The sequence below is a fragment of the Pseudomonas sp. GD03862 genome, from assembly GCF_029840855.1.
Classification (GTDB): domain Bacteria; phylum Pseudomonadota; class Gammaproteobacteria; order Pseudomonadales; family Pseudomonadaceae; genus Aquipseudomonas; species Aquipseudomonas alloputida.
In genome coordinates this window covers 1-12,551 of the sequence record NZ_JAOCDI010000002.1, presented here as the reverse complement: position 1 = coordinate 12,551, position 12,551 = coordinate 1, and the positions used below count along the sequence as shown (strand labels likewise).

Annotated in this window: 11 protein-coding genes; 4 read left to right on the top strand and 7 right to left on the bottom strand. The window is 64.1% G+C overall.

The window, feature by feature from the left end; all coding sequences use genetic code 11:
- Nucleotides 1-106: 106 nt before the first annotated feature.
- Nucleotides 107-1,819, bottom strand: coding sequence for an FAD-dependent oxidoreductase (locus tag N5D53_RS01505; RefSeq protein WP_190869151.1), 1,713 nt, complete (start codon nucleotides 1,817-1,819; stop codon nucleotides 107-109).
- A gap of 194 nt (nucleotides 1,820-2,013) precedes the next feature.
- Between N5D53_RS01505 and N5D53_RS01500 the strand changes: the two genes are divergently transcribed.
- The 3 genes from N5D53_RS01500 (at nucleotide 2,014) to N5D53_RS01490 (ending at nucleotide 4,826) form a co-directional block, all read left to right on the top strand.
- Nucleotides 2,014-2,790: an IclR family transcriptional regulator gene (locus N5D53_RS01500; RefSeq protein WP_104962007.1), complete on the top strand. Its 777-nt coding sequence runs from the start codon at nucleotides 2,014-2,016 to the stop codon at nucleotides 2,788-2,790.
- A gap of 138 nt (nucleotides 2,791-2,928) precedes the next feature.
- The gene (locus N5D53_RS01495) at nucleotides 2,929-3,981 is read left to right on the top strand and encodes a Gfo/Idh/MocA family oxidoreductase (RefSeq protein WP_190869152.1); all 1,053 of its coding nucleotides are present in this window, start codon (nucleotides 2,929-2,931) and stop codon (nucleotides 3,979-3,981) included.
- Between the two features lie 29 nt (nucleotides 3,982-4,010).
- The gene (locus N5D53_RS01490; RefSeq protein WP_190869153.1) at nucleotides 4,011-4,826 is read left to right on the top strand and encodes a sugar phosphate isomerase/epimerase; all 816 of its coding nucleotides are present in this window, start codon (nucleotides 4,011-4,013) and stop codon (nucleotides 4,824-4,826) included.
- 148 nt (nucleotides 4,827-4,974) lie between these two features.
- On the opposite strand, the gene N5D53_RS01485 is transcribed toward N5D53_RS01490, so the two are convergent.
- From N5D53_RS01485 to N5D53_RS01465, 5 genes are all read right to left on the bottom strand, one after another.
- Entirely contained in the window at nucleotides 4,975-6,300 is a 1,326-nt protein-coding gene (locus tag N5D53_RS01485; RefSeq protein WP_012052802.1) for an MFS transporter, read from the bottom strand.
- Nucleotides 6,301-6,541: 241 nt separating this feature from the next.
- Entirely contained in the window at nucleotides 6,542-8,230 is a 1,689-nt protein-coding gene (locus N5D53_RS01480) for an FAD-dependent oxidoreductase (RefSeq protein WP_266025046.1), read from the bottom strand.
- A gap of 41 nt (nucleotides 8,231-8,271) precedes the next feature.
- Complete coding sequence (locus N5D53_RS01475) at nucleotides 8,272-8,592, bottom strand: NIPSNAP family protein (RefSeq protein ID WP_003250862.1); 321 nt, start codon at nucleotides 8,590-8,592, stop codon at nucleotides 8,272-8,274.
- Nucleotides 8,577-10,310 carry an FAD-dependent oxidoreductase gene (locus tag N5D53_RS01470; RefSeq protein ID WP_190869154.1) on the bottom strand — a complete coding sequence of 578 codons (1,734 nt, stop codon included), beginning with the start codon at nucleotides 10,308-10,310 and terminating at the stop codon, nucleotides 8,577-8,579. Before N5D53_RS01470 ends, N5D53_RS01475 begins: the two co-directional genes overlap by 16 nt.
- A gap of 4 nt (nucleotides 10,311-10,314) precedes the next feature.
- A complete protein-coding gene (locus tag N5D53_RS01465; RefSeq protein WP_104962002.1) occupies nucleotides 10,315-11,124 on the bottom strand; it encodes a shikimate dehydrogenase in 810 nt (269 codons plus the stop codon).
- A gap of 156 nt (nucleotides 11,125-11,280) precedes the next feature.
- Between N5D53_RS01465 and N5D53_RS01460 the strand changes: the two genes are divergently transcribed.
- On the top strand, nucleotides 11,281-12,051 hold the full coding sequence (locus N5D53_RS01460; protein ID WP_190869155.1) for an IclR family transcriptional regulator: 771 nt from the start codon (nucleotides 11,281-11,283) through the stop codon (nucleotides 12,049-12,051).
- Nucleotides 12,052-12,185: 134 nt separating this feature from the next.
- Here N5D53_RS01460 and N5D53_RS01455 read toward each other — a convergent pair whose 3' ends face one another.
- Entirely contained in the window at nucleotides 12,186-12,443 is a 258-nt protein-coding gene (locus N5D53_RS01455) for a PAAR domain-containing protein (RefSeq protein WP_003250871.1), read from the bottom strand.
- Nucleotides 12,444-12,551 lie beyond the last annotated feature (108 nt).

Below are 12,551 nucleotides of genomic sequence, written 5' to 3'. Positions count from 1 at the left end.
GGCGACAGCGCTGAACAATCAGACCGCGTGGCGCTCGATTCAAGCGCCACGACCTTTCCCTGCGTCCTCCAGCAGAGCGCCGACCACCCGGGTATTGTGGGTCAGCTCACTCGTACCCCTGCACCCCGGCAATGTGCCGCCCGGCGACATAGCCAAAGGTCAGCGCCGGCCCCAGGTTGATACCGCCCGACGGGTACCAGCCACCAAACACGCTGGCCATGTCGGTACCTGCTGCGTACAGGCCTGCAATCGGTTGCCCGGCCTCATCCAGTACGCGGGCATTGCCGTCGGTGCGCAACCCGGCAAAGGTGCCAAAACAGCCGGGCTTTACTTTCACCGCATAGAACGGCCCGTGCTCGATGGGCGCCACGCAAGGGTTAGGGCCCTTGTGCTGAGGGTCACCCTGCTTGCGGTTGAACGGCGTGGAACCACGGCCAAACGCCGGGTCCTGGCCGTTACGGGCATGGCTATTGAAGTCAGTGACCGTGGCCCGCAGCCCGGAAGGGTCAATGCCGCAGGCCTGGGCGAGTTGCTCGAGCGTGGCGCCGCGTTTCAGGTAGCCGTTGCGCACATGCGGCCCTACCGGCAGCGGTGCCGGGCGGGCATGCCCCAGGCCATAGCGGCGCAAGAAGCGATGATCGCAAACCAGCCACGAGCACACCTCCTGACCCTGCGGCACTGCAGCGACCATGGCCGACACATAGTCGTAATAGCCATGCGCTTCGTTGACGAAACGCTTGCCGTTGGCCAGCACGCCGATAACGCCCGGTTTGCCGCGCTCGATAATGTGCGGGAAGTGGCCGACGCTGCCGTCGCGATACGGCACCTGTGAAACCGGTGCCCAAGCCACTGGCGACCTCAGGTCGGTGGCAACCACGCCGCCGGCGGACTCGCCCAGCCGCAGGCCATCGCCAGAACACCCCTTGGGCGGCAGCGCCAGGTTGTCGTGGCCGCTGGCATCGCGCGGGAACAGTTGCTGGCGCCGAGCGTTGTCATTGGGGAAACCGCCTGCCGCCAGCACCACGGCCTTGGCGCGGATCAGCTGCTCGCCCTGTGGCGTCGCGACCCACGCCCCGCGCACCTGGCCACCCTCGATCAGCAGGCGTTTGGCCGGCGCCGACGCTTGCAGGTGCACACCCAGGTCCTGTGCCGATTTAGCCAGGCGCGCCACCAGTGCCACACCGTTGACCAGGTGCATGGCCCGACCATGGCGGGCCAGGTGGTACAGGTGGCGGCCAAAGCGCTTGCACACGTGCAGCAGGGCTTTGGGCGAGCGGGTCATGTTAAGGAAGGCGGCAAGGTCGGTACCGGCCATGATCGGCATGCCCATGAACGAGGTTTCGCGCATGGTCTTGCGCAAGCGTGGCAGCAGGGCGCCAACCTCGCGGGCATCGTAGGGCGCGGCGATCACCTGGTGGCCGCCAAGGGCTGCCCCCGGCGTATCGCCATGCATGTCCGGGATGCCATTGCCGTCGGCAAACTGCAACGCCGTGTACTTCTCGAAAAACGCCACCATGTGCGGGCACGCCTCAAGGAAGGCATCGACGCGCTCGGCATTGTAGTTTGCCCCCAGCTCATGGCGCAGATAAGTCCGCGGCTGTTCGATGTCTTCCTCGATGCCGGCCCTGCGCGCCAGCGGGTTGCGTGGCACCCAGGCCCAGCCGCCGGACCAGGCGGTGGCACCGCCAAACACCGGTTCTTTCTCCGCCACGATCACCTTCTGCCCATGCCAGGCAGCCGTGACGGCCGCCGCCAGCCCGGCGGCGCCAGAACCTATGACCAGTACATCGCATTCGGTTTCGAGAGGAGCGGAAGGCATTGCGGGTTTCCTGTGCTTTTATTAGAACAATGTTCCACATTCTTATCAGCAGCGGGTGGTCCTGCAAGGTCAGGTTGGTCATGTCAGGCAAGAACTGGGCGATCATCGGACATTCGAGGTGGCCCGAGCTGCGCTGGCTAGCGACGATGTGGAATCATCTTCTAGAATTCGCAAAAAAATCAGGGACCTGTGACATGGCTGGTAGTCAGATCGAACGCGCCTTCAGTCTTGTAGAAAGCCTTACCGGTGAGCCCCAAGGGCTGCCGTTACAAACCCTGGCCGAGCGCCTGGACATTCCCAAAAGCGCTGCGCACCGCATGCTCACAGAGCTGGTGCGGCTGGGCTATGTGCGCCAGAACCGGGAAAACAGCCGCTATCAGCTGTCGGCCAAGCTGGTAGCGCTGAGCTTTCGTTACCTGGCCAGCAGCGGTGCCGACATCATCCAGCCGATTCTTGACCGCCTGGCCCAGGACAGCGGCGAACTCGTGCGCCTTGGGGTGATCGACGGTGCCCGGCAAACCTGGATCGCCAAGTCCCAGGGGGCCCGCTCCGGGCTGCGCTATGACCCGGATATGGGGCGCGACGCGCCGCTGTTCTATACCGCCTCCGGGCATGCTTGGCTGGCCAGCCTGGACGATGAGCAGGCGCTGCAGATGGTGTTGCGCCAAGGTATTGCCGACCCCGACCAGTTCGGCCCGAACGCGCCACGCTCCACCGACGAGCTGCTCGCCTACCTGCACCGCGCCCGCGAGCGTGGTTATGCCTGGGTCGAGGAAACCTCCGCCATCGGCACCTCAGCCCTGGCCGCAGTGGTGCGCCGCCCGCAAAGTGACGAGGTGATTGGCGTGCTGAGCATCGCCGGGCCCAGCGCGCGGCTGGCACAGAGCCGCCTTACAGCGCTGGCACCGCTATTGCTGGCGGCGGCAGAAGAGCTGTCGGCGGCCAGCCCAGCCAGCGAGCTGTTTGCCTGAGGGGATATTCCGGTCGATTACCGCACAGTCTGTTGCGCCCGTTCTTCTGAAAAGCTGAACTTGGTTCTAAATTGTCGAGTATGAATTGTGGAACCAGGTTTCAGAATTTCATGACAACAATGACAAGAGGACAGGCTGTTGAACGCACCCCTTCGTATTGCCTTGATTGGCGCCGGCATCATGGGCCGGCAGCATTACCAGCACTTGCGCAATGTACCGCAAGCCCAACTGTGTGCCGTGGCCGACCCCGGCCCGCAGGCCGAGGCCTTCGCTGCCGAGTGCGGCGTGCCCTGCTTTGCCGACCATCGGCAAATGCTGGAGCAGGTGCGCCCCGAGGCAGTGATCGTCGCCAACCCCAACAACCTGCATGTCGCGACCGCCCTGGATTGTGTCGAGGCCGGGGTGCCGGTGCTGCTGGAAAAACCGGTGGGCGTGAACCTGGATGAAGTGCGTGCACTGGTGGAAGCCTCACGCCGCCGAGGTGTGCCGGTGCTTGTAGGGCACCATCGCCGACACAATCCGCTGATCGCCAAGGCGCACCAGGTTATCAACGAAGGCAAGCTTGGCCGTCTGATCAACGTCACCGCGCTGTGGCAATTGCAAAAGCCCGACAGCTATTTCGAAACGCCCTGGCGCCGCGAGCCAGGGGCCGGTTTCTTGCTGACCAACCTGATCCACGACCTTGACCTGTTGCGTTACCTGTGCGGCGAGGTGGTGCAGGTGCAAGCCTTCACCCGCAACGATGTACGCGGTTTTGCCAACGAAGACAGCGCCGCAGTGCTGTTGCAGTTTGCCAACGGTGCCCTGGGCAGCCTGACCGGGTCTGACGCGGTGGCTGCTCCGTGGAGCTGGGAGCTGGACACTGGCGAAAGCCCCGTGTACCCGCGCCAGGATGGCCAGCCGTGCTATCTGCTGGCCGGTACCCAAGGAGCACTGAGCATTCCCCAGCTCAAGCGCTGGCATTACGCCGAGGCAGGCTCGGGCTGGCATACGCCCCTGTTGCAAAGTTCGGAAAGCATCCCTGCCGGCGAGGCATTGACCCTGCAATTGCAGCATTTTGTGCGGGTTGCCCGGGGTGAACAGGCGCCGCTGATCGACGCTGCCGACGGGGGGCGCACACTGGCGCTGATCGAAGCGATAAGGCAGGCAGCCCAAAGCGGTCGGGCTTGCGCGCCCGAGCACATTGGCTGATACAACCTTACTATTGCTGGTGATGATAAATGACTGATCGAATTTTTTCCCTCGCGGCCCTGACGGTGCTCGAGCTGTCTCCACCGGACATGGTCGAGGCCGCCGCCCGAGCGGGTTACAGCCATGTCGGCCTACGGCTGGTGCCAGCCACCGAACAGGAGCGGCATTTCCCGTTGGTTGCCGATGCCGAACTGCGTCGGCAAACCCAGGCGCGCCTGCGCGACACGGGCATCAAGGTGCTCGACCTGGAGATCCTGCGTCTTGAGCCGGCAACCTGTGTGGCCGATTTCGAAGCGATCCTGGCGGTGGGCGCCGGGTTGGGTGGCACTGAATTGCTGGTAGCGGGCAACGACCCCGACGAAGCGCGCCTGACCGAACGCTTTGCCGCATTGTGCGAGCTGGCGGCGCAATACGGCATTCACCCTCACCTGGAGTTCATGCCCTGGACCGACGTACGTGACCTGCGCCAAGCCATGCGGGTGGTGGCCAACGCCGACCGCGCCAATGGCTGCGTACTGGTGGATGCCTTCCACTTCAACCGCTCCGGGTCTTCGCTGGACGACCTGGCGCAGCTTAAGCCGCAGCGCATGCGCTATGCCCAACTGTGTGACGTTGCTGGTCCGGTACCGGCCGACATGGACGAGATCCTGCGCCAGGCGCGTAACGAGCGACGCTTCCCGGGTGATGGCGATGCCGACCTGGTTGGCCTGTTACGCGCCTTGCCGCCGAGCGTGCCGCTGAGCCTGGAAATCCCCACGCGGCAATTGCTGGAGCAGGGCATCAGCGGCGAACAGCGCGCGCGCATGGCGCTGGAGAAAGCCCAGGCGGTGTTGGCCGCGGTCTGATCGTGCGAACGTGGCGCATGGCACTGGTTACGCCACGTTCGCGAGTGAACCCACACCGAACGCTGCATTGTCGTTGTCCGCTTCTCAAGAAACGCCAAGCCAAAAAAAGGGCCCGCAAGGGCCCCGTAGAGGTAAGTGGCTAGCGCTCTCAGGCGCTCTCGACCTTGCGCGGTGCCATGAAATACATCCACACCAGCGCCAGGAAGTACATGGCGGGGATCATGGTAAACAGCACGGCATAGTTGTTGTTGGTAGCGGTCAGCACGCTGCCGACAATCTGCGTCATGAACATCCCGCCAATTGCCGCACACATGCTGCCGAAGCCGAATACGGTGCTCACCAGATGCTTGGGTGTGTAGTCCATCACCAGGCTCCAGATATTCGCCGTCCACGCCTGGTGCGCGCCTACCGCGATCGAGATGGCCGCCACCGCGACCCACAGTCCACTGGCGTTGGCGGCAAAGATGACGCTGAGCATGGTGCAGGCAAAGATCAGCATGGACACCAAGCGCGCTGTCGTGGCGCGCACGCCACGGCCGATCAGCCACGACGACAGGATGCCTCCCCCGATACTGCCGAAGTCTGCCGTCAGCCAGATGATGATCAACGGGATGCCCATCTGGGTCACGTTGATGCCCAGGCTGTATTGCTGGTTCAGGAACGGCGGCAGCCAGTACAGGTAGAACCAGAACACCGGCGCGGTAATCGCATAGGCCACTGCAAAAGCCCAGGTGCCACGCAGGCGCAGGATACGGCTGAACGGCACGCGGGTCGGCTCGGGCTCATCATCCTGCTGGATGTACTGCACCTCGCTCTGACGCACGCGGGGGTGGTCTTCAGGGTTGTAGTATTTCAGCACCCAAAACACGACCCACACCAGGCCCAGGCTGCCCATGGCGATGAACGCAGCCTGCCAGCCCCACACAGCCAGGATCAGCGGCAACAGCGCGGGGGTGACCATGGCGCCAACGTTGGTACCGGCGTTGAACAGCCCCGTTGCAATCGCCCGCTCACCCGCCGGGAACCACAGGCGCACGGTCTTGACGCAGGCCGGGTAGTTGGCGGCCTCGGTCAGGCCGAGGATGAAGCGGCAGACCATGAAACCTGCCGCCGAGGTGGCCAGGCCGTGGGCACCCGTGGCCAGGCTCCACAGCAGTACAGCGAAGAAGAAGGCCCGTTTGACCCCGACCTTGTCGATCAGTCGGCCTTGCAGCAGAAAGCCGATGGCATAGCCGACCTGGAACCAGAAATTGATGTTGGCGTAGTCCATCGCCGTCCAGCTCATTTCCTTGGCCAGCACGGGCTGCATGATGCCGAGGGCGGCGCGGTCGATGTAGTTCAGGGTGGTGGCGAAGAACACCAGGGCCAGCATGCCCCAACGGGTCTTGCCGACGCCGAAGGCGCCGCGGAGCTTGTCGCCGATCGAGCCCTGGGACATCCGGGGCGCGGCGGGGGGGATCTTGGAGTGGTTCATAGACTGCTCGTTTCTTGAAATTGTATTCAGCTGCGGTGCTACGGGTACGTGACCGTTTCCCAGGCAGGGGGGCACGCAAGGCCGGTGCATGGTGAGCAGTGAAGACGGCAGCGTCAATTCAAGAGACGGGCTACTGTTCGGTTATCGAACGGTTGCGTTGGCCTGCGGGCGCGGCAGGTATTCACCTCACTGAAGGGTAGAAGGCTTTGGCCCTCGTTGCCTGATGGGCGCAACACCGACATCAATGATGTGCACAGCCCCCGCTCAACGCTCTACCGGCCAGATACCCGAAGGTCATCCCAGGGCCAAGGGTAATGCCGCCGCTCGGGTAGTACCCACCCATCACGCTGTGCATGTCGTTACCCACTGCAAACAACCCGGGTATCGGCTGCCCTGCGTGGTCCAGTACGCGGGCTGAGGCGTCTGTATCCAGGCCGGCGAAGGTGCCAAGGCTGCCTGGCAGCAGTTTCACCGCATGGAACGGCCCCTTCAGCAACGGCCGAAGCGACGGGTTAGGTGCCTGCTGCGGGTCGCCTTGGGCCCGGTTGTAGGCCGACGCGCCACGTAGAAAGGTAGGGTCTTCACCTTGTGCCGCATGATGGTTGAAGCCCTCCACCGTGCGCTGCAACTGCTCGGCGTCGATCCCGCAGCGCTGCGCCAGTTGCGCCAGGGTAGCGCCGCTGTGCAAATAGCCACTGCGCTGATAGAAGCGGGTAGGGAAGGGAAAGGGCTTGGCCCAACCGATGCCATAGCGCCGTTGCGCAGCATGGTCGCAGATCAGCCAGGCCTCCGGCTGCTCAGCCTGCGGCGTGGCGGCGAACAGCGCGTTCATGAAGTCGTGGTAGCAATCGGCTTCGTTGACGAAGCGCCGACCATCGCGGCGCACGGCGATGAAACCGGGCTTGGCACGGTCGATCAGGTGTGGGAAATGGCCGAAATGGCCATTGCGGCGCGGTACCTGCGATACCGGCGCCCAGGCGCCCCCGTGGGCGCCTGCCGCAGACACCCGCCCACCCGCCTGTTCGCCCAGGCGCAAACCATCACCGCAATTCTCCCTGGGCGCAGCGGAGTAATGCTGGTCACCGTCCGGCGCGTGCGGCATCAGCTGCGAGATACGCTGGCGATCATGTGGGAAGCCACCGCAGGCCAGCACCACACCACGCCGTGCGTAGATCGCTTGGCCATCGGCAAACAGCGCGCCGTTGACCCGTTCTTCGCACAACAACAGACGGCTGGCCGCTTTCTCGGTCAGCAATGTCACGCCACGATCAAGGGCGCTGCGCAGCAGGCGCGCCACCAGCGCGTTGCCATTGACCAGATGCAGGCCGCGACGGTGCAGCAGCAGGTCTCGGCCATGGCGCAGCAGGCGCTTGCCAACATGCAGCGCTGCCTTGGGCGAGCGTGTGGCGTTGAAGAAGGCAGCCATGTCGGCGCCCCCGGCAATGCCCATGCCGGCCAGGCTGACGATGTCCAGCGGTGGGCGTAACGTGTGCAGCCAAGGCCCCAGCCGTCGCCCGTCGTAAGGTAATGCACACAGCGAGCGACCGCCGCGTGCACTGCCATCGCCTTCACGCATGTCGGGCATACGGCTACCGCACTGGAACTGCACGGCTGTGTGTTGCTCGAAGAACGCCACCATTTCCGGACCATGGCGCAGGAAGGCGCGTTGACGCGGGTCCAGCTCGCGTGTGTGGGTTTGCGCACGCAGATAGCGCTCCGGGGCATCGTCGGCTTCGACGATGCCTTCGGCGATGGCCAGCGGGTTGCGCGGTATCCACAACCAGCCCCCCGACCAGGCGCTGGTGCCGCCCAGCTGGCTGGCTTTTTCCGCGACGACCACTGTCAGGCCATGATGCGCGGCGGTTACGGCGGCAGCCAGGCCAGAGGCGCCGGAGCCGATGACGAGTACGTCACATTCAAGGGGGGGCATGGAAGGGGTCCGCTCGGCTGTTGGAAGAAGTGGCGTGTGGCTTACTGCAGCGGCGAGAAACCGGTCGGGCGCAGCAGCCGTGATTGCAGGCGCAGTACCGCGCCCAGCTCGCGGTTGCGTCGCGAGAATTCCGCCCAGCGCGAGTCTGCCGCCATGGCTGCGCGGCGTGCCATGCGGTCGTCGAGGCTGGCATAGCCCCAGATGTGCACCACTTGGTTGACGTCGCCGAACTCGCTGGTGAAAAAGCCCACCAGGTTGCCCAGGTGTTCGCTCTGCACCTCGAGTGCGTGGCTTTGGTACAGGGCCAGCCAGTCGGCCATTTTCAATGGGTCGAGGGTGTAGGTTCTCAGTTCGTAGTACATGCCGGGTTCTCCGTAGGGGTAGCCGGCGCCTGCAGGCGCGCGGTGACGTGGTTGGCAGCAAGCCAGCCGAAGGTGAGGGCAGGGCCCAGGGTGATGCCGGGGCCGGGGTAGGTGCCCTTCATCAGTGAGTTCATGTCGTTGCCCACCGCATACAGCCCGGGAATCGGCAAGCCGTTGCGGTTCAGCACGTTGGCATCGGCGTTGGTCACCAGGCCACGGGCTGAACCGAGGTCGCCGGTGTGAATGCGGATGGCGTAGAACGGCCCCTTGGTAAGGGGTGCCAAGCATGGGTTGGGCGTATGTTGTGGGTCGCCCATGTAGCGGTTGTAACTGTTGCCGCCTTTGCCAAAGGCGCGGTCGATGCCATTGCCGGCATCGCTGTTGAACTGTGAAAGTGTTTGCGCAAACACCTGTGGATCGACGCCGATGGCCAGGGCCAGTGCCTGCGATGTGGTGGCGCGATACAGGTAGCCTGCGTCGATCAACGCCTGGTTGTTGACGGGCTTGGGCCGCGCCAGGCCAAGCCCGTAGCGGTTCATTGCCTCGGCATCGCAGACCAGCCAGCAGCTGGCAATGCCTTTGGCGAACATGGTGTGCACGAAGTGGTGGTAGGAGTCGGACTCGTTGACGAAGCGCCGCCCGGCTTGGTCTACCGCAATAACGCCCGGCTTGGCGCGGTCTGTGACCAGGTGCGGGAAGCGCTCACGTTCACCATCGGCATGACGTAGTTCGGAAACCGGTGCCCAGAAGAAGTTGGCCGCCAGGCCCTCGCCCTCGGCTGCTGCCACGGCCTGGGCAAGGCGCAGGGCGGCTCCGTCGTTGGCCGGTGGTGACAGGGTCAGGTGCGGCGCCTTTTGAGCCGGGCGGTAGTCGGCGGCCATTGCGCCTGCTGCGAATCCGCCCATGGCGCACACCACGCCACCACGGGCCATTACCCGCTCACGGCGGCCCTCGCGCTGTACGACCACGCCCGTGATCACGCCGCGCTCGGCGATCAGCTCCACGGCTTCGCTGCGCAACCACAACTGCGTGCCGTGGGCGAAGGCGCTGGTGGCCAGGCGGGCGATCAATGCGTTGCCGGTGGTAAGCCGGGTGCCGCGTGGGTGCTGCAGGCGGTCGCGCGCGTAACGCGCCATCAGCTTCAGGCAATGCCACAGTGACCTGGGTGAGCGGCGAATGCTGAGGAAATGCTGGATATCCACCCGGTTGACCATCATGCCGCCGAACAGCAGCATGCCGGGCGGTGGCATCTGCAGGTCCTGGAAGCGTGTGCCGAGGTGCTTGCCGTCGTATTCGACCATTTCCAGCGCCCGGCCGAACTGAGTGGCACCGGGTGCATCCGGGTAATAGTCGGGCGAGAGTGGGCGCAGGGCATAACGCAGTTCGGTGTTCTGCTCCAGCCAGCGCAGCGCCTGGTGGCCATGCTCGATGAAGGCGTCGCCCAAGGCGGGGTCGTAGCCGTCGCCGATGACCTGCTTGAGGTAGGTGCGCATTGCCTCGGGGGAATCCTTGGCGCCGGCGTCACGGGCTTGGTCGGTGCCGTACAGCCACACCGCGCCGCCAGAAATCGCCGAGGTGCCGCCAAAGCGTTCGGCCTTTTCCACCATCAGCACCTTCAGCCCACGGCGGGCCGCGGTGGCGGCAGCGGCAAAACCACCGGCACCGCTGCCCAGCACAACCAGGTCGAAGCTGTTGTGTGTGTGCTCCAGAGTCGTCATGGCCTCAGATCTCCAACGGCGTGACGCCCATGAAGGCGCCAAGGTGGCCCAGTTGGGCGAAGGCCATTTCCGGGCCAGTCTGGATCCTGCAACCTACTTGCCGCGCGCGGTTCAGCAGCGGGGTGATCTCGGGTGAGGTGACCACGTCGGCAACCAGAGTGTCTGGCAGCAGGGTAGCCAGCAGGGCGGCGGACAACGGCAGCTCTGCGCGGGTGCCCATGCCGACTGGGGACGCGTTGGCCACCAGGTCGAAGTCTTCCAGCCCACTGAACTGTGTGCTGACCGTAAGCCCGGGGAAGCCGTTGCCGAGCAGTTCGCATACAGCACCCATGCGTGCTGTGCTGGGGTCGCTGAGGGTAATACTGGCGGTCCCTGCCTCAGCCAGTGCATAGGCAATGGCACTGCCAACACCGCCGCAACCGATCACCAGTGCCCGTTTGCCCGCCGGCTTGAAGCCATGCTTGTGCGCAGCGCCGAGGAAGCCGGCGCCGTCCACGTTGTCGCCCAGCAGGCGTCCGTCGCGCTCGCGGCGTATCACATTGACCGAACCCAGGGCAGCTGCGCGCACGCTCAGGCCGTCCACGCGGTTGGCCAGCGCCTGCTTGTAGGGCACGGTGACCACGCAACCGCGTAGGTTCTGCCAGCCACGCAGGGTATCCGCAAAGCTGTCCAGCGCCGCCTCGTGCAGGTCGAAGGGCAGCATGGCGAGGTTGCAGTTGTTGTGGTTGAACCAGGTGTTGAAGTTTTCCGGAGACTTCACCTGGGCGATGGGCGAACCGACGATGGCGACCAGTTCAGTGGAACCTCGAATCATGCTGACCTCCTTATTGGCGTTGTTATGGCGCCAAGGGTGAGGCAGAGGGGCGTGAGCAACAATGCGCCAAGCGGCCACTTAATGCGATAATCGCAGTCATGATCCGGTTATCGCAGTAATCGGCTGTTTTTATGCCTCTGGTAGCGAGTCGAATGCATGAACACACCCGTCATCCATCCCCGTGACCTGATCGCAGGCTTGCAGAAAGGCCTGGCGCTGATGCAACTGTTCAGCGCCGAGCAGCCGCGTCTGAGTGTGCCGCAGGCGGCCAGGTTATCTGGCCTTACGCCCAGTGCGGTGCGGCGGTTTCTGCTGACCTTGGTGCATGAGGGCTTTGCCGAAACAGACAGTCGTGAGTACTGGCTGACCCCCAAGGCCTTGCGTATCGGCGAGGCTTATGTGGACTCGGCGCAATTGCCGCGCATGCTGCGGCCGATTGTTGAACAGGTGGCGCGGCAGACCCAGGAGCACGTATCGGTGGGTACCCGCGATGGCGATGAGATCATCCATCTGGTGCGTAGCCGGTATAGCCATGTGGCGTCTTTGTCGATCAGGCCGGGCTCGCGGGTACCCATGTATTGCACGGCCAGCGGGCGAATCTGGCTGGCCTGGCTGGATGAGGGGGAGCGGGACGAATACTTTGCCCGTCACCCGCTGCGGGCGTTGACGCCCTACACACTGACAGACCGGGCGCAGCTGGACGCTGAGCTACAGCGCGTGAAGGGGCAGGGGTTCTGTATCGTTGATCAGGAATATGAAATCGGTATGCGGGTGCTGGGGGTGCCATTGCTGGGGCGGGCCGGTCAGTTGAAAGCGACGCTGACCATCACTACTCATGCATCGCGGTTGAGTATTGATGAGATACGGTTGCGGTATTTACCGACCCTGTATGAGGCACAGGCGTTGCTTCGGCCAGTGCTGGATTGACGCAGACATGGCGCAGTTTGTGGGCTGGCGCCATGGTTGTGAGAACGGGTCACCTGGAAAGGTGGCTTTGCTCGCCTTTTGGGCCGCTGGACGGCCCAAACTTCAGCTTCCGGCTCGGTGGCCGGTAGTGGCTTTCAATCAATGAGCCAACCCTGGTCCCCCTCGATCAACGTCCCTCCATGACTGGTAGTGTCACCCTCCCTTGCTGCGGGGTGGCCCTCGATGATCGTGCAGGCAGCGCCGGTTTCGATAACGGCGCCACAACTGATGCGATCGCCCACACGAGCGACGGCCTTGCCATCCACGAATGTTGCATTTGCGCCGGTTTCCACAGTGCCTTCGCCATGGAGCGGGCAGCTATGACGATGGCCTACCAGTACGATGGGTTTCATTTGCGCTTCCTTTTGCCGGGTTGAATGCGCTGGGGCTTCCTCAAATGCTTCGGGTGGCGGTGGCGCTGCTCGGACGTTGAACAGGCGGCAGATGCCGTACCAGCAAAT